This window comes from Pseudomonas sp. EA_65y_Pfl2_P78, assembly GCF_963970495.1.
Taxonomy (GTDB): Bacteria; Pseudomonadota; Gammaproteobacteria; order Pseudomonadales; family Pseudomonadaceae; genus Aquipseudomonas; species Aquipseudomonas baetica_A.
This window is the reverse complement of the sequence record NZ_CAXAON010000046.1, coordinates 1-21,214: the sequence shown is the minus strand read 5'-3', so window position 1 is coordinate 21,214 and position 21,214 is coordinate 1. Positions and strand designations below refer to the sequence as shown.

The 21,214-nt window shown below is 58.4% G+C and carries 18 protein-coding genes; 3 read left to right on the top strand and 15 right to left on the bottom strand.

Annotation, left to right across the window (positions count from 1 at the left end; genetic code table 11):
* Positions 1–50: 50 nt before the first annotated feature.
* The 14 genes from nuoF to AACY02_RS24245 all read right to left on the bottom strand — a co-directional run bounded on the left by nuoF (position 51) and on the right by AACY02_RS24245 (position 16,052).
* Complete coding sequence (gene nuoF, locus AACY02_RS24310) at positions 51–1,406, bottom strand: NADH-quinone oxidoreductase subunit NuoF (RefSeq protein ID WP_221730390.1); 1,356 nt, start codon at positions 1,404–1,406, stop codon at positions 51–53.
* A complete protein-coding gene (nuoE, locus tag AACY02_RS24305; protein ID WP_007920186.1) occupies positions 1,403–1,900 on the bottom strand; it encodes an NADH-quinone oxidoreductase subunit NuoE in 498 nt (165 codons plus the stop codon). Before nuoE ends, nuoF begins: the two co-directional genes overlap by 4 nt.
* Before the next feature lie 2 nt (positions 1,901–1,902).
* Positions 1,903–3,687 carry an NADH-quinone oxidoreductase subunit C/D gene (gene nuoC / locus AACY02_RS24300; RefSeq protein WP_339434120.1) on the bottom strand — a complete coding sequence of 595 codons (1,785 nt, stop codon included), beginning with the start codon at positions 3,685–3,687 and terminating at the stop codon, positions 1,903–1,905.
* Between the two features lie 73 nt (positions 3,688–3,760).
* Positions 3,761–4,435 carry a NuoB/complex I 20 kDa subunit family protein gene (locus AACY02_RS24295; protein WP_221730388.1) on the bottom strand — a complete coding sequence of 225 codons (675 nt, stop codon included), beginning with the start codon at positions 4,433–4,435 and terminating at the stop codon, positions 3,761–3,763.
* Between the two features lie 10 nt (positions 4,436–4,445).
* Positions 4,446–4,859, bottom strand: a complete 414-nt coding sequence (locus AACY02_RS24290; protein WP_003223812.1) for an NADH-quinone oxidoreductase subunit A — start codon at positions 4,857–4,859, stop codon at positions 4,446–4,448.
* 553 nt (positions 4,860–5,412) lie between these two features.
* Positions 5,413–6,738 (bottom strand): isocitrate lyase, encoded by a 1,326-nt coding sequence (gene aceA / locus AACY02_RS24285; protein ID WP_016775277.1) that lies wholly within the window; start codon positions 6,736–6,738, stop codon positions 5,413–5,415.
* Positions 6,739–7,213: 475 nt separating this feature from the next.
* On the bottom strand, positions 7,214–7,951 hold the full coding sequence (locus AACY02_RS24280; protein WP_339434119.1) for a secretin N-terminal domain-containing protein: 738 nt from the start codon (positions 7,949–7,951) through the stop codon (positions 7,214–7,216).
* Positions 7,952–8,190: 239 nt separating this feature from the next.
* The gene (locus AACY02_RS24275) at positions 8,191–8,616 is read right to left on the bottom strand and encodes a GNAT family N-acetyltransferase (protein WP_007920197.1); all 426 of its coding nucleotides are present in this window, start codon (positions 8,614–8,616) and stop codon (positions 8,191–8,193) included.
* Positions 8,609–9,778, bottom strand: coding sequence for a ribosomal protein uL16 3-hydroxylase (locus AACY02_RS24270; protein ID WP_339434118.1), 1,170 nt, complete (start codon positions 9,776–9,778; stop codon positions 8,609–8,611). The genes AACY02_RS24275 and AACY02_RS24270 overlap by 8 nt, the downstream gene beginning before the upstream one ends.
* A gap of 86 nt (positions 9,779–9,864) precedes the next feature.
* Positions 9,865–11,235 (bottom strand): adenylosuccinate lyase, encoded by a 1,371-nt coding sequence (purB, locus tag AACY02_RS24265; RefSeq protein WP_339434117.1) that lies wholly within the window; start codon positions 11,233–11,235, stop codon positions 9,865–9,867.
* A gap of 127 nt (positions 11,236–11,362) precedes the next feature.
* A complete protein-coding gene (hflD, locus tag AACY02_RS24260; RefSeq protein ID WP_221730384.1) occupies positions 11,363–11,986 on the bottom strand; it encodes a high frequency lysogenization protein HflD in 624 nt (207 codons plus the stop codon).
* Entirely contained in the window at positions 11,983–13,107 is a 1,125-nt protein-coding gene (mnmA, locus tag AACY02_RS24255) for a tRNA 2-thiouridine(34) synthase MnmA (RefSeq protein WP_339434116.1), read from the bottom strand. The genes hflD and mnmA overlap by 4 nt, the downstream gene beginning before the upstream one ends.
* Before the next feature lie 59 nt (positions 13,108–13,166).
* Positions 13,167–13,613: an NUDIX hydrolase gene (locus tag AACY02_RS24250; RefSeq protein WP_339434115.1), complete on the bottom strand. Its 447-nt coding sequence runs from the start codon at positions 13,611–13,613 to the stop codon at positions 13,167–13,169.
* A 213-nt stretch (positions 13,614–13,826) separates the two neighbouring features.
* Positions 13,827–16,052, bottom strand: coding sequence for an NADP-dependent isocitrate dehydrogenase (locus AACY02_RS24245; RefSeq protein WP_339434114.1), 2,226 nt, complete (start codon positions 16,050–16,052; stop codon positions 13,827–13,829).
* Between the two features lie 480 nt (positions 16,053–16,532).
* Here AACY02_RS24245 and icd point away from each other — a divergent pair, with 480 nt between their 5' ends.
* Complete coding sequence (gene icd, locus AACY02_RS24240; RefSeq protein ID WP_221730380.1) at positions 16,533–17,789, top strand: NADP-dependent isocitrate dehydrogenase; 1,257 nt, start codon at positions 16,533–16,535, stop codon at positions 17,787–17,789.
* 76 nt (positions 17,790–17,865) lie between these two features.
* Here the strand turns inward: icd and AACY02_RS24235 are convergent, their stop codons facing one another.
* Positions 17,866–18,153: a cold shock domain-containing protein gene (locus AACY02_RS24235; protein WP_339434113.1), complete on the bottom strand. Its 288-nt coding sequence runs from the start codon at positions 18,151–18,153 to the stop codon at positions 17,866–17,868.
* Positions 18,154–18,377: 224 nt separating this feature from the next.
* Here AACY02_RS24235 and clpS point away from each other — a divergent pair, with 224 nt between their 5' ends.
* A complete protein-coding gene (clpS, locus tag AACY02_RS24230; RefSeq protein ID WP_016987405.1) occupies positions 18,378–18,761 on the top strand; it encodes an ATP-dependent Clp protease adapter ClpS in 384 nt (127 codons plus the stop codon).
* Between the two features lie 30 nt (positions 18,762–18,791).
* On the top strand, positions 18,792–21,062 hold the full coding sequence (clpA, locus tag AACY02_RS24225) for an ATP-dependent Clp protease ATP-binding subunit ClpA (RefSeq protein ID WP_339434112.1): 2,271 nt from the start codon (positions 18,792–18,794) through the stop codon (positions 21,060–21,062).
* The last annotated feature ends 152 nt before the right edge of the window (positions 21,063–21,214 follow it).

Sequence of the window (21,214 nt, the reverse complement as noted above, 5' to 3'; positions counted from 1 at the left end):
CGTCATCGGACGAAAGGCGAAGGGCACGGACCCTTCGCCTTTTTAAGCGTTTACGCGCCGATTACGATCGGCCTTGCCAGAGGCGGGACGGCGGCGCTTGCAGGCGCGATACCGGCTTCGAACTCTGGACGGAAGTATTTGATGGCACTGCCCAACGGCTCCACGGCACCCGGTGCGTGAGCACAGAAGGTCTTGCCCGGGCCGAGGAAGTTGACCAGCCCCAGCAGGGTCTCGATGTCGCCTGGCTGACCGCGGCCTTCTTCGATGGCCATCAAGAGCTTGACGCTCCATGGCAAGCCATCACGGCACGGGGTGCAGAAACCGCAGGATTCGCGAGCGAAGAATTGCTCCATGTTGCGCAGCAGCGAGACCATGTTGACGCTGTCGTCCACCGCCATCGCCAAGCCGGTACCCATACGGGTGCCCACTTTGGCGATGCCGCCGGCATACATTTGTGCGTCGAGGTGTTCTGGCAGGAGGAAACCGGTACCGGCGCCACCTGGCTGCCAGGCCTTGAGCTTGAAGCCGTCGCGCATGCCGCCGGCGTAGTCTTCGAACAGCTCGCGACCGGTCACGCCGAACGGCAGTTCCCACAGGCCAGGATTCTTCACCTTGCCGGAGAAGCCCATGAGCTTGGTGCCCATGTCTTCGCTGCCTTCGCGGGCCAACGATTTGTACCAGTCAACGCCGTCGGCAATGATCGCCGGCACGTTGCACAGGGTTTCAACGTTGTTCACGCACGTCGGCTTGCCCCACACGCCCACGGCGGCAGGGAAGGGCGGCTTGGAGCGCGGGTTGGCACGGCGGCCTTCGAGGGAGTTGATCAGTGCGGTTTCTTCACCGCAGATGTAACGCCCAGCGCCGGTGTGGACGAACAGTTCGAAATCAAAACCGCTGCCCAGAATGTTCTTGCCCAGCAGGCCTGCTGCCTTGGCTTCTTCCACGGCACGGTTGAGGTGCTTGGCGGCGGTGGTGTATTCGCCACGCAGGAAGATGTAGCCACGGTAGGTTTTCAGTGCGCGAGCACTGATCAGCATGCCTTCGATCAGCAGATGGGGCAGTTGCTCCATCAGCATGCGGTCCTTCCAGGTATTCGGCTCCATTTCATCCGCGTTGCACAGCAGGTAGCGGATGTTGATGGATTCGTCTTTGGGCATCAGGCCCCACTTCACGCCAGTGGGGAAGCCTGCACCGCCGCGACCTTTGAGGCCTGCGTCTTTCACGGTCTGGACGATGTCGTCCTGAGCCATGTCGGCGAAGGCTTTGCGCGCAGCGGCGTAACCGTTCTTGGCCTGGTATTCGTCGAGCCATACGGCTTCGCCGTCGTCACGCAGACGCCAGGTCAGCGGGTGAGTCTCGGCCGAACGCTTGATGCGGTTGGCCGGGCCGAAAGATGTCAGGGTCATACGTAGCCCTCGAGCAGTTTGGCAACGCCAGCAGGCTGCACATCACCAAAGGTGTCGTCGTCGATCATCAGCGCCGGTGCCTTGTCGCAGTTGCCGAGGCAGCAGACAGGCAGCAGGGTGAAACGACCGTCGGTGGTGGTCTGACCCAGGCCGATGCCCAGATTGTTCTGGATTTCGCTGACCACCGACTCGTGGCCGCCGATGTAGCAGACCATGCTGTCGCAGACGCGAATGATGTGACGGCCGACCGGCTGACGGAAAATCTGGCTGTAGAACGTCGCCACACCTTCAACGTCGCTGGCCGGAATGCCGAGGATCTCGCCGATCGCGTACAAGGCGCCATCTGGCACCCAGCCGCGTTCTTTCTGAACGATCTTCAAGGCTTCGATCGACGCCGCGCGCGGGTCTTCGTAGTGATGCAGCTCGTGCTCGATGGCCGAGCGCTCGGTTTCACTGAGGGTGAAACGGTCTGTCTGGATAAGCGTGCTGTTCATGCTTAGCGGTCCACGTCGGCCATAACGAAGTCGATACTACCCAGGTACGCAATCATGTCCGCGACCATGCTGCCTTTGATCACCGAAGGGATCTGTTGCAGATGCGGGAAGCTCGGAGTGCGGATCCGGGTACGGTAGCTCATGGTGCCGCCGTCGCTCGTCAGGTAATAACTGTTGATGCCCTTGGTCGCTTCGATCATCTGGAAGGATTCGTTGGCCGGCATGACCGGGCCCCACGAAACTTGCAGGAAGTGCGTGATCAGGGTTTCGATGTGCTGCAGCGTGCGTTCTTTGGGCGGCGGCGTGGTCAGCGGGTGATCCGCCTTGTACGGGCCTTCCGGCATGTTGCGCATGCACTGGTCGATGATCTTGATGCTTTGGCGCATCTCTTCGACGCGGACCATGCAGCGATCATAGGCATCGCCATTGGCCGCCAGCGGCACTTCGAACTCGAAGTTTTCGTAGCCGGAGTATGGACGCGCTTTACGCAGGTCGAAGTCGCAACCGGTCGAACGCAGGCCCGCACCGGTGACGCCCCATTCCAGGGCTTCTTTGGTGTTGTACTGGGCAACGCCGATGGTACGACCTTTGAGGATGCTGTTCTGCAGTGCCGCCTTGGTGTATTCGTCGAGGCGTTTTGGCAGCCATTCAACGAAATCTTTCACCAGTTTTTCCCAGCCGCGTGGCAGGTCGTGTGCGACGCCGCCGATGCGGTACCAGGCCGGGTGCAGACGGAAACCGGTAATGGCTTCAATCACCGTGTAAGCCTTCTGGCGGTCGGTGAAGGTGAAGAACACCGGGGTCATCGCACCAACGTCCTGGATGTAAGTACCCAGGAACAGCAGGTGGCTGGTGATCCGGAAGAACTCGGCCATCATGATGCGGATGACGTCGACCTTCTCTGGCACCTTGATGCCGGCCAGCTTCTCGACCGAGAGCACGTACGGCAGGTTGTTCATCACACCGCCGAGGTAGTCGATACGGTCGGTGTAAGGAATGAAGCTGTGCCAGGACTGACGCTCGGCCATCTTCTCGGCGCCACGGTGGTGGTAACCGATGTCCGGCACGCAGTCGACGATCTCTTCACCGTCCAGTTGCAGGATGATGCGGAACGCACCGTGAGCCGAAGGGTGGTTCGGCCCCAGGTTGAGGAACATGTAGTCCTCGTTCGGCCCGGAACGCTTCATGCCCCAGTCTTCAGGGCGGAAGCGCGCGGCTTCTTCCTCAAGCTGTTGTTTGGCCAGGTTCAGGCTGTACGGATCGAATTCGGTGGCGCGCGCCGGGAAGTCCTTGCGCAGCGGGTGACCTTCCCAGGTCGGCGGCATCATGATGCGCGACAGGTGCGGGTGGCCTTTGAAGTCGATGCCGTACATGTCCCAGACTTCGCGCTCGTACCAGTTGGCGTTTGGCCAGATGCTGGTGACGGTCGGCAAGCTCAGGTCGCTTTCGGACAAGGCGACCTTGATCATCACGTCACTATTACGCTCAAGCGACATGAGGTGATAGAACACGGTGAATTCGGCGTCCGAAGGCAGCCCTTGACGCTTGGTGCGCAGACGCTCGTCCACGCCGTGCAGGTCATAGAGCATGACGTACGGCTTGGGCAGGTTGCGCAGGAAAGTCAGGACTTCGACGAGTTTGGCGCGCGCCACCCACAGCACCGGCATACCGGTGCGGGTCGACTGAGCGGTGAACGCTTCGGCGCCAAAACGGTTGTTCAATTCAACGACCACATCCTGGTCGTCTGCCTTGTAAGGCGGGATGTACAGAGCGCTGCCTGTAGTCATGGTTATTTTTTCGCTTTCGGTCAACGTAAAGAATGAAGCCAGCTTCTCGTTTCTTTGTCAGAACAGATCTGGATCAGACTTCGTCAGGGCTGCGCAGGTTGGTGACTGCGATTCGCTGTTCGCGGCGCGCATCCTTCTGCGAAGGCATGTCGGCGCGATATACGCCTTGATCGCCAACGACCCAGGAAAGCGGACGACGCTCCTTGCCAATCGATTCCTGCAAGAGCATCAAGCCTTGCAGAAATGCTTCCGGACGAGGAGGGCAGCCAGGTACGTAGACGTCCACGGGCAGGAACTTGTCCACCCCTTGAACCACAGAGTAGATGTCGTACATGCCGCCGGAGTTGGCGCACGAACCCATGGAAATCACCCACTTCGGCTCGAGCATCTGCTCGTAGAGACGCTGGATGATCGGCGCCATCTTGATGAAGCAGGTTCCGGCGATAACCATGAAGTCGGCTTGACGCGGCGATGCCCGAATCACTTCGGCGCCAAAGCGCGCGATGTCGTGGGGCGCCGTGAAGGCGGTGGTCATTTCCACGTAGCAGCACGACAAGCCAAAGTTGTACGGCCACAGGGAGTTCTTGCGTCCCCAGTTGACCGCGCCACTCAGCACGTCTTCCAGCTTGCCCATGAAAATGTTTTTGTGAACTTGATCCTCTAACGGATCGGAAACGGTTTCCCGTTCGCCAATCGGATACTGCTCGTTAGGAGCATCGGGGTCGATCCTGGTGAGATTGTATTGCATTGCCAAAGCCTCATTGTTTCAGCTTCGCTTGCCTCTTGCGACGAGCTTCCGGAGCCCAGTCAAGGGCGCCCACTCGGAACAGGTAGACAAGACCTGCCAACAGAATTGCTATGAAAACGAGAGCTTCGACGAATCCGGTCCAGCCGCTTTCGCGGACGGACACAGACCATGCAAAGAGAAAGAGGGCTTCGATATCGAAGATCACGAACAGCATCGCGACCAGATAGAATTTGGCTGAGAGCCGCAAGCGGGCGCCACCGGTAGGTAGCATGCCGGACTCGAACGGTTCATTTTTGCTGCGGCCCCAGGCTTTTGACCCGAGGAGGCTGGAGACACCGAGCATGAAGGCACACAGGCCGACTACACCCAGAAGGAAAATGGCAAAGCCCCAGTTGTGGGCCATGAGTCCTGTCGCTTCGGGCATGCTGGTAATCCTTAACAGAGAGCAAAGGTCTCTGAGCTTGATAAAGAAATAAAGCAGTGACGATATGTCGCAGCAATCAATCGCGCTGATTTTATGGCTAAACACCCTGCAAGTAAAATTCCTATAGCGAAATTATTTATTGGAATAAGGACATAGCGCACCTCGAATGCCCCGTAGCCCAAGCATAGCGGGCATTAGCCGGGTTTCTGCGAATTATGTTTTGTGGGAAATGTAACGAACATAGTTACTTCGAAATGATAATTGATATCGTTTGGAGTGATTTTTAAACTGTTTAGCGGGGCAGTAATCAGGAAGTTGTCTTATATGCCCGTTACTGCAAGTAGCGGTATCGCCCGTTTTAAACGATTTTTCTGACGTCCATAGCGCTCTGGATCAATGTTTTTTCAGAAAGGTCCTACACAAAACCTGTGGGAGCCTTTGAGATGTTTGCGGGCAAAAAAAAACGCCCCAAACCAGTCGGGGCGTCAGATGTGCGGCGTTGCGGTTAGCTTTCTATCCGGCCCGCAACGGCCGTTTGCTCAGGTGAAGCAGATCAGTGAAACTGCTCTTCTTCGGTCGAACCGGTCAGCGCGGTTACCGAAGACGAGCCACCCTGAATCACGGTGGTCATGTCGTCGAAGTAGCCGGTGCCCACTTCTTGTTGGTGGGCGACGAAGGTGTAACCCTTGGCAGCATCAGCGAATTCCTGCTCTTGCAGCTTCACGTAGGCAGTCATGTCGTTGCGGGCGTAGTCGTGCGCCAGGTTGAACATGCTGTGCCACATGTTGTGAATGCCGGCCAGGGTGATGAACTGGTGCTTGTAGCCCATGGCGGACAGTTCGCGCTGGAACTTGGCGATGGTCGCGTCGTCCAGGTTTTTCTTCCAGTTGAAGGAAGGCGAGCAGTTGTACGACAGCAGTTGGTCCGGGTATTCCTTTTTGATCGCTTCAGCGAAACGACGGGCTTCTTCCAGATCCGGCTTGGCGGTTTCGCACCAGATCAGGTCGGCGTACGGCGCGTAAGCCAGGCCGCGGGCAATTGCCTGGTCCAGACCGGCACGGACCTTGTAGAAGCCTTCCTGAGTGCGCTCGCCAGTCACGAACGGCTGGTCGTACGGGTCGCAATCGGAGGTCAGCAGGTCAGCAGCGTTAGCGTCGGTACGGGCCAGAATGATGGTCGGCGTACCGGCAACGTCGGCAGCCAGACGCGCAGCGGTCAGCTTCTGCACGGCTTCCTGGGTAGGAACCAGTACTTTGCCGCCCATGTGACCGCATTTTTTCACGGAAGCCAGTTGGTCTTCGAAGTGAACGCCGGCGGCGCCTGCTTCGATCATGCTCTTCATCAGCTCGTATGCGTTCAGAACGCCGCCGAAACCGGCTTCAGCGTCCGCCACGATTGGCGCGAAGTAGTCGATGTAGCCATCGTCGCCCGGGTTCTTGCCGGCTTTCCACTGGATCTGGTCAGCACGTCGGAACGAGTTGTTGATGCGCTTGACCACGGTTGGCACCGAGTCCACCGGGTACAGCGACTGATCCGGGTACATCGATTCGGCGGAGTTGTTGTCCGCAGCCACCTGCCAGCCCGACAGGTAGATCGCCTGGATGCCGGCTTTGACCTGCTGAACAGCCTGGCCGCCGGTCAGGGCGCCCATGCAGTTGACGAAGTCTTTCTCTGGGCGGAAGGACGGCTTGGCACCCTGGGTGACCAGGTTCCACAGCTTCTCGGCGCCCATTTTCGCAAAGGTGTGCTCAGGTTGAACCGAGCCACGCAGACGGACGACGTCAGCAGCGGAGTAAGTGCGTGTCACGCCTTTCCAGCGCGGGTTTTCAGCCCAGTCTTTTTCAAGGGCTGCAATTTGCTGTTCGCGTGTCAGTGCCATGGAGATAAACCTCGTCGCGTCTTTATGAAAAGTTGTTCTGCGGTGGAAAATTCCTGCGCTCGCTGACCAGAAGCTTAGGTGCTCAAGTCGGATTCGGCGGGGTAGGCGACGGGATGAACGATGGGCTCGAGGGGAAGTGAGCAGGTAAAGGCGCAACTGGCGGGCGCATTCGGGCGTCGTGGGCCTTTATACGAACTGCAGTGTGATGCCGGGTTACCCAATTACGCTTCCGTCCCTCGGGACAACTTCGTTCCAGTCGGCAACCTCGTCAAACACACCTTGTGGGCGGTACAGACACGAAGCGGTTCGCGGGGTGGGTGCGAACATCGTTTCGAAGGCCCTTGCCAGGGCCTCTGATTAGCGGGAGCGAGGCCATCATGCCTTCGCTTTTTTGCCTCGTCAAACGTTTTGTAGTGCTTTTTTTAAAGCACTACATCTTTCGTCTAATACGACTAATCAGTCAATTTTCGGTGCTTTAGTCCAAAGCGTCGACTTTCACCCGTAAAGTCATGTCATCCCGGCCTTGAGTCGCGTAGCTGCGGCTCTGGCTCTGTTTGTCGGACTGGGTTTCACGGTTTATCCCGGCGAGGGTGATCCATTCGCCAAGGCGACCGCTGACCGTTGTGTCGGTACTTTGTACGTTCACTACATCGGGACGTTCCTGGCTCATGCGGTCACGATTGGTGCTGATTGACAGATGAACGATGTCGCCGGTGACGCTGGCGGTGACATAAAAGCCCTGTGTGACGTTGCGATATTGCGTCTGGCTGCTGTAGTCGCCGTACGAGTTGCTCTGGCTGCTGGTGATCGGCACGCTCTGGCCGACCTGGATCAGTGCCGGTGCACCTTCGCTGGCCTGAATCTGCTGAATGCCGCCATCACGGCTGGCGGTGCTGTAGTTGATGATCCGGGTCTGTTGGTCGCCGGTGTTCTGCTGGTTGTTTTCGTTGGTATCGACAGTGATCAGCAGGCGTTTGGGGGCGGTATCGAGTTGGGTGATCAGTGCCTTGAGTTCCTGGATCTTGTCCGGCTCGGCCTTGATGATCAGTTGATTGCCATAGGCGCTGACCTGACCGTCTTTGCTCATGAAGTCTTGCGCCATCGGCAGCATGTCGGCGCTGGTGCGGTACTTGAGGGGCACGATTTCAGTGGCCGCCATCACCGATAAGCTGCAACCGAGCAGCAGGGTGGTGAGCAGGGTGCGTAGGGACATGTCCGTTATCTCCGCTTTTGAAAGGCTTGATATTGCCAGTTTGTCGGCCTGGGGTGGGGCAAGTTGAATCGTAGACAGCAAAACGCCCCGTCATCGGTGGATGGCGGGGCGTTTTGAGATGCGCTCAAGGGCCTCTTCACGAGCAAGCCGGCACACAGTCGATCTCTGCTGGGCACAAAAGCTGTGTTCGCTGGAGATTCCCGGTGGGGCGGCTTGCTCGCGAAAGCCGCGCTGCGGTATCACGCCGAGTGGCGAACCATATCGACATGCGGAATCCCTGCTTCCAGGAACTCCTCGCTGACCAGGTTGAAGCCAAGACGCTCGTAGAACGCCGTGGCCTGCACCTGTGCGCTGAGCATCTGCTGCTTCAGGCCGCGCTCTTCAGCTTCAGCGATGACCGCTTGCATCAGGGCGTCACCGACCTTCATGCCGCGCCAGTCTTTGAGTACCGACACGCGACCAATGTGCCCATCGGGCAGCAGGCGCGCAGTGCCGATCGGAAAGTCGCCTTCGAATGCCAGAAAATGCACGGCGGTCGCGTCATCCGCGTCCCACTCAAGTTCAGGTGGTACCGATTGTTCGGCGATAAACACCGTTTCACGAATGCGCCGGATCTCGGCGATGTCCTTCTGCCAGTCTGCGACACGTACGCGAATTTTATTCATCGGCAAACCCCAGGCTGCCTTGCTTGACCAGTTCACACAGCAGGCCGCGACCGTCTTCATCGCTCAGCCACTCGCCGAGGTTGTCGGTGTGCAAGGCGTCGGCGGCGCAGATCAGTTTCAGCAGTTCGCGCAGCTTGCCTGGCAGATAACGGCTCTGGCCACTGGCGAACAGCAGCAGATCGTCATCGACTTCCGACCAGGCCAGACGCGCGCTTGGGTTGCGGACCAGCACGGCGCCATCTTGCAGAGCGCTGAGGAAGTCTTCTTCTTCGACATCTTCCGGGCCGGCCACCAGTTCCGGGTAGCGTGGCTCGGTCATGTACTGGCCGAACCAGGTCAGCAACAGGCGTTCGTCGCTCATGTGTTCGGCGAGCAGGGCTTTCAGGCGATCCAGTGCGTCGTGTTGAATCTGGTGCGGGTCGCTGGCCGGCTGCGCGTCGGCATCGGTGTAGCGCTCTTCGTCAGTCAGGAACTGGCTGAGGAAGTCGGTGAAGTGGGTCAGTACTTCAGAGGCGCTTGGGGCGCGGAAGCCGACCGAGTAGGTCATGCAGTTATCCACGGCCACGCCGCAGTGGGCCAGGCGCGGCGGCAGGTAGAGCATGTCGCCCGGTTCCAGAACCCACTCTTCGGTTTCGTGGAATTCGGCGAGGATGCGCAGATCCGCGTGTTGCAGCAGCGGGCTCTCGGAGTCGCACATCTGGCCGATTTTCCAGTTGCGCTTGCCGTGACCCTGCAGCAGGAACACGTCGTAGTTATCGAAGTGCGGACCGACGCTGCCACCCGGCGCGGCGAAGCTGATCATCACGTCGTCGACGCGCCAGCTCGGCAGGAAGCGGAAGTTTTCCAACAGTTCGCTGACTTCTGGCACGAACTGGTCGACCGCTTGGACCAGCAGGGTCCACTCTTTTTCCGGCAGCTTGCTGAATTCGTCTTCAGCGAACGGGCCGCGACGCAGTTCCCATGGGCGCTCGCCGTGCTCGATCACCAGGCGCGACTCGACTTCTTCTTCCAGGGCCAGGCCGGCCAGTTCGTCGGCGTCGATCGGGCTTTCGAAATCAGGAATCGCCTGACGGATCAGCAGTGGCTTTTTCTGCCAGTAGTCGCGCAGGAATTCGCGCGCCGTGAGGCCGCCCAGAAGTTGAAGAGGAATATCGGAATTCATATGTAACCTATTGAAAAAAAGCACTTTTCAGACGGGAATAAAAACGCCCGGCGCGGCCGGGCGTCTCAAACGGGTCAAGCGGTCGATCAGATGCGTTTGGCTTGCGCTACAGCGTTACCGATGTAGTTGGCCGGGGTCAGTTGCTTGAGCTCGGCTTTCGCTTCGGCTGGCATGTCCAGACCGTCGATGAAAGTCTGCAGTGCTTCAGGGCTGATGCCCTTGCCGCGGGTCAGTTCTTTCAGCTTTTCGTACGGGTTTTCGATGTTGTAGCGGCGCATCACGGTCTGGATCGGCTCAGCCAATACTTCCCAGCAAGCGTCGAGGTCGGCAGCAATCTTCTGCTCGTTGAGCTCAAGCTTGCTGATGCCTTTGAGGCTGGCTTCGTAAGCGATCACGCTGTGAGCGAAGCCGACGCCGAGATTGCGCAGTACGGTGGAGTCGGTCAGGTCTCGCTGCCAGCGAGAGATTGGCAGTTTGCTCGCCAAGTGCTGGAACAGCGCGTTGGCGATACCCAGATTGCCTTCGGAGTTTTCGAAGTCGATCGGGTTGACCTTGTGCGGCATGGTCGACGAACCGATTTCGCCAGCGATGGTGCGCTGTTTGAAATAACCCAGGGAAATGTAGCCCCAGATGTCACGGTCGAAGTCGATCAGGATGGTGTTGAAGCGCGCAATGGCGTCGAACAGTTCGGCGATGTAGTCGTGCGGTTCGATCTGCGTGGTGTACGGGTTGAAACCCAGGCCCAGCTCGTCTTCGATGAAGGCGCGGGCGTTGGCTTCCCAGTCGATCTGCGGGTAGGCCGACAGGTGGGCGTTGTAGTTGCCGACAGCGCCGTTGATCTTGCCCAGCAGTGGCACCGCAGCGACTTGAGTGATCTGACGCTCGAGACGGTAAACCACGTTTGCCAGTTCTTTACCCAGCGTGGTCGGCGAAGCCGGTTGACCGTGGGTACGCGACAGCATCGGCACGTCAGCGAAACGGATGGCCAGTTCGCGGATGGCGTTGGCGGTTTGGCGCATCAGCGGCAGCATCACGTCGTCACGGCCTTCGCGCAGCATCAGCGCGTGGGACAGGTTGTTGATGTCTTCGCTGGTGCAGGCAAAGTGGATGAACTCGCTGACTTTGGCCAGCTCCGGCAACTTGGCCGCCTGCTCCTTGAGCAGGTATTCGATCGCCTTGACGTCGTGGTTGGTGGTGCGCTCGATCTCTTTGACGCGTTCGGCGTGCTCCAGCGAGAAGTTTTCAGCCAGTTCATTGAGAACGGCGTTGGCCTCGGTGGAGAAGGCTGGCACTTCCGGGATGCCGGCGTGGGCGGCCAGGCGCTGGAGCCAGCGTACTTCAACCAGGACGCGGGCACGGATCAGGCCGTACTCGCTGAAAATCGGGCGCAGGGCCTGGGTTTTGCCGGCGTAGCGGCCGTCTACAGGGGAAACCGCAGTGAGCGAAGAGAGCTGCATGGGGTGTTCTCGGACAGTCGGGCAACGAAATGGGGCGCGTATCATACATGAAAAAATCCGCCGGTCCGTCGCCAACTGACCGGCGTATTACGCGTTACAGACTACAAAGCTTTTATTGCGCGACGATTTACTCGCTGCGCATCAACGGATACAGCTCTTTGAGCAGCTTGCGCCGGCTGATCACCAACTGCCAGCGATGCCCGCCGAGCTGGCGCCACAGGCGTGCTGAACGGATACCGGCCAAGAGCAGGGCGCGGATTTTCGAGGCATTGCTCGGCTGTTGCAGGTTGCGCATGTCGCCATGCACCTGAATCCGCTGGCGCAAAGTGCTCAGGGTGTCTTGGTACAGCGCGCCGCACGCGGCAACCACGTTTTCGTGGGCCGGGCCGAAGTGCTCAACTTGCGACTGGATCTGCGGCAGGCGCTTGCCGATGGTGTCGAGCATGTCGTCACGCTTGGCCAGTTGCCGCTCAAGACCGAGCATCGACAGGGCATAGCGCAATGGCTCGCGCTGCAAGGTGCTCGGGTCGCGTTCAAGCGCGCCGATCAGTGCGCGGTAGCCTTCACGCAGATTGATATCGTCGCCGCCGTACACGTCCAGCGTGTCTTTCGGGTCGCGCACCAGCAGGCTGCCGAGCATGCAGCTCAGGCCGGCCTCGTTGGTCTGGCCGGTCTTGGCGATCCGGTCGACCAGCACGGCTGCGAGAAACACGCCGCCCAGCGCCGTCAGTTGCTCCTGAGTCGGGTTCATGCCTGGCCGCTCCACGGCTCGGCGACTTCGATCACGCCGCCGCCGAGGCAGATTTCACCGTCATAGAACACCACGGACTGGCCCGGCGTCACCGCGCGTTGCGGCTCGTCGAACACTGCGCGGTAACCGCTGGCGGTTTTTTCCAGGGTGCAGGCCTGGTCGCTTTGGCGGTAACGCACTTTGGCGGTCAGGCGCAGCGGCTGGCTCAGATCGATCGGGTTGACCCAATAGATTTCCGAGGCGAGCAGGGCGCTGGAGAACAGCCATGGGTGGTTGTTGCCTTGGCCGACGATCAGCTCGTTGTTGTCCAGATCCTTGCGCAGCACGTACCACGGCTCATCGCCCGCATCTTTCAAACCGCCAATGCCCAGGCCCTGGCGCTGGCCGATGGTGTGGTACATCAAGCCGTGGTGACGGCCGATGACTTCGCCTTCGGTGGTTTTGATCTCGCCCGGTTGTGCCGGCAGGTATTGCTTGAGAAAGTCGCTGAAACGACGCTCGCCGATGAAGCAGATCCCGGTGGAATCCTTCTTCTTGGCGGTCGCCAGCTCGTATTTTTCGGCAATGGCGCGGACTGCCGGTTTTTCCAGCTCGCCGACCGGGAACAGGGTCTTGGCGATCTGTTCGCCGCCGACGGCGTGCAGGAAGTAGCTTTGATCCTTGTTCGGATCGAGGCCCTTGAGCAGTTCGGTGCGGCCATCGATGTCACGGCGGCGCACGTAGTGGCCGGTGGCAATCAGGTCGGCGCCGAGCATCATGGCGTAGTCCAGGAACGCCTTGAACTTGATCTCGCGGTTGCACAGGATGTCCGGGTTCGGCGTGCGACCGGCCTTGTATTCGGCCAGGAAGTGCTCGAACACGTTGTCCCAGTACTCGGCGGCGAAGTTGGCAGTGTGCAGTTTGATGCCGATCTTGTCGCACACGGCCTGAGCGTCCGCCAGGTCGTCCATGGCGGTGCAATATTCCGTTCCGTCGTCTTCTTCCCAGTTCTTCATGAACAGGCCTTCCACTTCAAAGCCCTGCTCGATCAGCAGGAGAGCGGAAACGGAAGAGTCCACGCCGCCGGACATGCCGACAATGACGCGCTTCTTGGATGTGTCAGAAGGGGCTGGATCACGCATAGGGATTCAATGAGTGTCTTGAAAAAGGACGCGATTCTATCAGGCTCACGGCCTCAAGGCTAAAGAGAAGGGCGGATCAGTTCGAGGCCGAAGTGATGGCCGGCCAGATAATCATCGATGCAGCGGATGATCAGCTCGCTGCGCCAGTTATCGCGCTGGGCGATTAATTCGTCGCGGGTCAGCCACTTGGCGCCGACGATGCCGTCGTCGAGCGGGCAATCCGGGTGGTGCTTCACGGCTTTGGCGCTGAAGCACACGCGTTGGTAGGTGACACCGTTGCTCGGTGCGGTGTACAGGTAAATGCCGATGACGCCGGTGGGTTCGACGTCCCAGCCAGTTTCCTCAAGGGTTTCGCGAATGGCAGCTTCGATCAGGGTTTCGTTCGGGTCGAGATGGCCGGCAGGCTGATTGAGTACGTTGCGCCCGGCCTTGTGCTCTTCGACCATCAGGAAGCGGCCGTTGTTCTCGACGATGGTGGCGACGGTGATGTGGGGGAGCCATTCCATAAATCTTCCTCAATCTATTGGTTGAAACCTGATCCCCTGTGGGAGCAGGCTTGCTCGCAAATACGGTTTGTCATTCAACATCTTTATTGACTGATCCAATGCATTCGCGAGCAAGCCCGCTCCCACATGGGGTCGTGTCTCAAGGATAAATGGGCCAGCGCCACAAAAAGAAACCCCGGCACTGGGCCGGGGCTTCTTTACAGCATTACAACCTTAAACCAGCGCAGCAACCGCCGCGTTGAAGGTTGCGCTTGGGCGCATGGCCTTGCTGATCAGCTCGGCATTGGCGTGGTAGTAACCGCCGATGTCCACTGGCTTGCCCTGCACGGCGTTGAGCTCGGCAACGATGGTTGCTTCGTTCTCGGTCAGGGTTTTAGCCAGGGGCGCGAACTGCGCTTGCAGTGCAGCGTCTTCGGTCTGGGCAGCCAGGGCCTGAGCCCAGTACATCGCCAGATAGAAGTGGCTGCCGCGGTTGTCGATGTTGCCGACTTTGCGCGATGGAGACTTGTTGTTGTCGAGGAACTGGCCAGTGGCCTGATCCAGAGTCTTGGACAGAACCAGCGCTTTCGGGTTGTTGTAGTTCACACCCAAATGCTCGAGGGATGCCGCCAGAGCCAGGAATTCGCCCAGCGAATCCCAGCGCAGGAAGTTCTCTTCAACCAGTTGCTGCACGTGCTTCGGTGCCGAACCGCCGGCGCCGGTTTCGAACAGGCCACCGCCGTTCATCAGCGGCACGATCGACAGCATCTTGGCACTGGTGCCCAGTTCCATGATCGGGAACAGATCGGTCAGGTAGTCGCGCAGTACGTTGCCGGTCACCGAAATGGTGTCCTTGCCTTCGCGGGTGCGCTGCAGGGTGTACTTCATCGCGTCGACCGGCGCCATGATCTGGATGTCCAGACCGGCAGTGTCGTGATCCTTCAGGTAAGCCTGAACTTTCTCGATCACTACGCCGTCGTGAGCGCGCATCGGATCGAGCCAGAAAATGGCTGGAGTGCTGCTGGCGCGAGCGCGGTTGACGGCCAGTTTGACCCAGTCCTGGATCGGCGCGTCTTTGGTCTGGCACATGCGGAAGATGTCGCCAGCTTCAACAGCCTGTTCCATCAGCAGGGTGCCTTTGCTGTCGGTCACGCGAACCACGCCGTCAGCCTTGATCTGGAAGGTCTTGTCATGCGAGCCGTACTCTTCGGCTTTCTTCGCCATCAGGCCGACGTTTGGCACGCTGCCCATGGTGGTCGGGTCGAAGGCGCCATTGGCTTTGCAGTCTTCGATCACAGCCTGGTAGATGGTCGCGTAGCAGCGATCCGGGATCACAGCCTTGGTGTCGTGCAACTGGCCGTCGGTGCCCCACATCTTGCCGGAGTCACGGATCATCGCTGGCATCGAGGCGTCGACGATAACGTCGCTCGGCACGTGCAGGTTGGTGATGCCTTTGTCGGAGTTGACCATCGCCAGCGATGGACGAGCGGCGTAGACCGCTGCCATGTCGGCTTCGATCTGCGCTTGCTGATCGCTAGGCAGGGCCTTGATACGAGCGTACAGATCGCCGATGCCGTTGTTCAGGTTGAAGCCGATCTGGGCCAGCACGTCAGCGTGCTTGGTCAGCGCGTCTTTATAGAACTCGGCAACGATCTGGCCGAACATGATCGGGTCGGAGACCTTCATCATGGTCGCTTTGAGGTGAACCGACAGCAGCACGCCTTGTGCCTTGGCGCTTTCGATTTCTGCGGCGATGAACGCGCGCAGGGCGTTTTTGCTCAACACGGCGCAGTCGAGGATCTCGCCAGCCTGAACGGTGGTTTTTTCTTTCAGGACGGTCGTGGTGCCGTCTTTGGCGATCAGCTCGATTTTCACAGCGTCAGCGGCGTCGATCAGGGCGGCTTTTTCGCTGCCGTAGAAATCGCCGGTGCTCATGTGAGCAACGTGGGACTTGGAGTCTTTGGCCCATGCGCCCATTTTGTGCGGGTGCTTGCGAGCGTAGTTCTTGACCGACAGCGGAGCGCGGCGGTCGGAGTTGCCTTCACGCAGAACCGGGTTCACGGCGCTGCCTTTGACTTTGTCGTAACGCGCCTTGGCGTCTTTGTCGGCATCGCTGGTTACGGTTTCCGGGTAGTCCGGCAGGTTGTAACCCTGAGCTTGCAGCTCTTTGATCGCGGCTTGCAGTTGTGGAACCGAAGCGCTGATGTTCGGCAGCTTGATGATATTGGCTTCAGGCGTAACGGCCAGGTCGCCCAGTTCGGCGAGGTGATCGGCTACGGCTTTGTCGCCCAGTTGCTCGGGGAAGCTGGCCAGAATGCGTGCTGCAAGAGAGATATCGCGGGTTTCCACGGCGATATCGGCCGAGGCGGTGTAAGCCTCGATGATCGGCAGCAGGGAATAGGTGGCGAGGGCTGGAGCTTCGTCGGTGAAGGTATAGATGATCTTCGAGCGGGTGGGCATATTCGGATTAACTCTCTCTTCTTTGCTAAAGCGTGCGCAGAAACTCGAGGGGCGCCGGGTAAGCGCGTTCGTTCAAAGTCATCCATGAACCGAATGTCGAGATTCTTCGCGGTGATGTTGGGTGCATCGTTGAGCGTCAAGCAGTCGGACTGCGGTAACAGTTCAACCAAACAGGCGGAAAGTCTCGTGCTAGAGAGGCCAGCCGTCGTGACCCTTTGGTCAGCGGGCGGCATTATACATAGGTAGCTGGCAATCTGCCGATGGTTCATATGCAACGATTCTCGTCCATTGGTCTAAAGGTCGCAGGGCGGGGTGGGGCGTAGAGTCTTGCGCAATGCTTGAGTTTGGCGCTTTTCCCTTTGCTTTCAGGGTTGTACGAAACGAGATGTGCCTGCGTCTTGAACAGAGGGTTTGCGTGTTGATTTAACTGGGTTACGCTCGAACCAAGCCAGATGTTCAATCCAAACAATGGAGTTCAGCATGGGTTACAAGAAGATTCAGGTTCCAGCCGTCGGCGACAAAATCACCGTCAATGCAGACCATTCTCTCAATGTTCCAGATAACCCGATCATCCCCTTCATCGAAGGTGACGGCATTGGTGTTGACATCAGTCCGGTGATGATCAAGGTTGTCGATGCTGCAGTTCAAAAGGCATACGGCGGCAAACGCAAGATTTCCTGGATGGAAGTCTTCGCCGGGGAAAAAGCCACTCAGGTTTACGATCAGGACACCTGGCTGCCTCAGGAAACGCTCGACGCAGTCAAGGATTACGTGGTTTCCATCAAAGGCCCGCTGACCACCCCGGTCGGTGGCGGCATCCGCTCGCTGAACGTGGCTCTGCGTCAGCAACTCGATTTGTACGTCTGCCTGCGTCCGGTGCGCTGGTTCGAAGGTGTGCCAAGCCCGGTGAAAAAGCCTGGCGACGTCGACATGACTATCTTTCGCGAGAACTCCGAGGATATCTACGCTGGCATCGAGTGGAAGGCCGGTTCGCCGGAAGCCACCAAGGTCATCAAATTCCTTAAAGAAGAAATGGGCGTCACCAAGATCCGTTTCGACGAAAACTGCGGTATCGGCGTCAAGCCGGTTTCCCTCGAGGGCACCAAGCGCCTGGCGCGCAAGGCGCTGCAGTATGTGGTCGATAACGACCGCGATTCGCTGACTATCGTGCACAAAGGCAACATCATGAAGTTCACCGAAGGTGCCTTCAAGGAATGGGCCTACGAAGTGGCCGCCGAAGAGTTCGGCGCGACCCTGCTCGACGGCGGTCCGTGGATGCAGTTCAAGAACCCGAAAACCGGCAAGAACGTCATCGTCAAGGATGCCATCGCCGACGCCATGCTCCAGCAGATCCTGCTGCGCCCGGCCGAATACGATGTGATCGCCACCCTAAACCTCAATGGCGACTACCTCTCCGACGCTCTGGCGGCGGAAGTGGGCGGTATCGGTATCGCGCCGGGCGCTAACCTGTCCGACACCGTAGCGATGTTCGAAGCCACCCACGGTACTGCGCCGAAGTACGCCGGCAAGGATCAGGTCAACCCGGGTTCTCTGATTCTTTCGGCGGAAATGATGCTGCGTCACATGGGCTGGACCGAAGCGGCGGATCTGATCATCAAGGGCACCAACGGCGCCATCAGTGCCAAGACCGTGACTTATGACTTCGAGCGTCTGATGGATGGGGCCAAACTGGTGTCGTCTTCGGGCTTCGGTGATGCGCTGATCTCGCATATGTAAGAACTGCAAGCATGCAAAAAACCGCCCCTCTCGGATAATAGAGGGGCGGTTTTTTATGGCTGAAGGTTTTGACGCGTCAGCTGGTAACTTTTTGTTCTCGAAAGGTGTCCGGGACTGTTTCTTTTTCTTCTGTGGCTACGACCGCTGTAATATTGACCGCGTGCAGGCCTTTGGGCCCCTGAGCGATCACGAAGCTTACGGCCTGCCCAGCCTTGAGGGTTTTATACCCGTCCATTTCAATGGCGGAGTAGTGCGCAAAGAAATCAATATCTTTGCCAGCCTCGTCTAGACCTTCACGGGCGTCGGTATTGATGAACCCGAACCCCTTGGCATTGTTGAACCATTTCACCTTGCCGACAGCCATGCTCAAATCCCTCTGCAACAGACTCCAACGCTGGAGTATCATCCAGGACATCCGCAATCTAATCCGTTAAAAGGATTGACTCCGCGGATCTTTTTTACCCACTGTGGGCTCTATTGGTTGTAACACCGTTTTCCCGATAGTCAAGGTGACCGGGCAGTCGGAGTTGAAAACGTGTACAGCCGCCCCCACCACTGTATTTGCACAACTGACGAACCTTTCTTTCCATGCATGCAATCAGCCAGATTCGACTAACATTCAATCAGGATCGCCCGCTTCTCCAAAAGGATCTTCCAGAGGAGCACGACGACGATTCGGCAGGCGTTGCTGTTCAGGAAGCAAAGCCTGCGTTACAGGCGCCGCCGATGTACAAGGTGGTTTTGTTCAACGATGACTACACACCGATGGATTTCGTCGTCGAAGTGCTCGAGGTGTTTTTTAACCTGAATCGCGAGCTGGCGACCAAGGTCATGCTGGCCGTCCACACAGAAGGGCGGGCAGTATGTGGAGTGTTTACCCGCGACATCGCCGAGACAAAGGCCATGCAGGTCAACCAGTACGCCAGGGAAAGCCAGCATCCGCTACTCTGTGAAATCGAGAAGGACGGTTAATCGCCGACCACTTGGGTATGAGGTGAAGCTATGTTAAACCGCGAGCTCGAAGTCACCCTCAATCTTGCCTTCAAGGAGGCTCGTTCGAAGCGTCATGAGTTCATGACCGTCGAACACCTCCTGTTGGCCTTATTGGACAATGAGGCTGCCGCCACCGTTTTGCGTGCCTGCGGCGCAAACCTCGACAAACTCAAGCATGACCTGCAGGAGTTCATCGACTCCACCACGCCATTGATCCCCGTTCATGACGAAGATCGCGAAACCCAGCCAACCCTGGGCTTCCAGCGTGTACTGCAGCGTGCTGTTTTTCACGTACAGAGCTCGGGCAAACGCGAAGTGACTGGCGCCAATGTGCTGGTTGCAATCTTCAGTGAGCAAGAGAGTCAGGCCGTGTTTCTGCTGAAACAGCAGAGCGTTGCGCGCATCGATGTCGTCAACTACATCGCTCACGGCATTTCCAAAGTGCCGGGGCATGGCGATCACTCTGAAGGTGAGCAAGACATGCAGGACGACGAGGGCGGTGAGTCTTCTTCTTCAGGCAATCCTCTGGATGCTTATGCCAGCAACCTCAACGAACTCGCGCGTCAGGGGCGGATTGATCCGCTGGTCGGCCGTGAGTCGGAAGTCGAGCGTGTCGCGCAGATCCTGGCGCGGCGGCGCAAAAATAATCCGCTGTTGGTCGGCGAGGCTGGCGTGGGTAAAACCGCGATTGCCGAAGGCCTGGCCAAACGCATTGTCGACAACCAGGTCCCTGATCTGTTGGCCAGCAGCGTTGTTTACTCGCTCGATCTCGGTGCTCTGCTCGCGGGCACCAAATATCGCGGTGATTTCGAGAAGCGCTTCAAGGCGTTGCTCAATGAGCTGAAAAAGCGTCCTCAGGCGATCCTGTTCATCGACGAGATTCACACCATCATTGGTGCTGGCGCTGCATCCGGTGGTGTCATGGACGCTTCGAATCTGCTCAAGCCACTGCTGTCGTCTGGCGATATTCGCTGCATCGGCTCGACCACGTTTCAGGAGTTTCGCGGCATCTTCGAGAAGGATCGTGCTTTGGCGCGGCGCTTCCAGAAGGTCGATGTCGTCGAGCCGTCGGTGGAAGACACCATCGGTATCCTGCGCGGCCTGAAGGGTCGTTTCGAGGCGCACCACAACATCGAGTACAGCGATGAGTCGTTGCGTGCCGCCGCTGAACTGGCGTCGCGTTACATCAATGATCGACACATGCCGGACAAGGCCATCGACGTGATCGATGAGGCGGGTGCCTACCAGCGTTTGCAACCGGTCGAGAAGCGCGTCAAGCGTATCGAAGTGCCGCAGGTTGAAGATATCGTGGCGAAAATCGCGCGTATTCCGCCGAAGCACGTCACCAGTTCCGATAAGGAACTGCTGCGTAACCTGGAGCGTGACCTCAAGCTGACGGTGTTTGGTCAGGATGCGGCGATCGACTCGCTGTCCACTGCGATCAAGCTGTCCCGTGCCGGCCTCAAGTCGCCTGATAAACCGGTGGGGTCGTTCCTTTTCGCAGGGCCTACCGGTGTCGGTAAAACCGAAGCCGCGCGGCAACTGGCCAAGGCGTTGGGGATCGAACTGGTTCGCTTCGACATGTCCGAATACATGGAACGTCACACCGTATCGCGTCTGATCGGTGCCCCTCCAGGTTATGTCGGCTTCGATCAGGGCGGTCTGTTGACCGAAGCGATCACCAAGCAGCCGCATTGCGTATTGCTGCTCGATGAAATCGAGAAGGCGCACCCGGAAGTCTTCAACCTGCTGCTGCAGGTGATGGACCACGGTACGCTCACTGACAACAACGGGCGCAAAGCGGACTTCCGCAACGTGATCGTGATCATGACCACCAACGCTGGTGCCGAAACGGCAGCTCGTGCTTCGATTGGTTTCACCCATCAGGACCACTCGTCCGATGCGATGGAAGTGATCAAGAAGAGCTTCACGCCGGAATTCCGCAACCGTCTGGACACCATTATCCAGTTTGGTCGCCTCAGTCATGAGGTCATCAAAAGTGTGGTGGACAAGTTCCTTACCGAGCTTCAGGCGCAGTTGGAAGACAAGCGTGTGCTGCTGGAAGTTACCGATGCGGCGCGCAGTTGGCTGGCGGCGGGTGGTTACGACTCTGCCATGGGCGCTCGTCCGATGGCGCGTCTGATCCAGGACAAGATCAAGCGTCCGCTGGCGGAGGAGATTCTGTTTGGCGAGCTGGCCGAGCATGGCGGTGTGGTTCACATCGACATCAAGGACGGTGAAATGACGTTTGACTTCGAAACCACGGCTGAGATGGCCTGACGGCTTGATGTTGATTGGGAAGGCGCCTTCGCAGACTGTGTGAAAACCTAGCAATCTGCGCAGCGCTCAATGAAAATGCTCCGTATCGAAAGATACGGAGCATTTTTCGTTATGGCTTACATCCAAGGAGAGTCTCGCAGCCAGACCAGCCT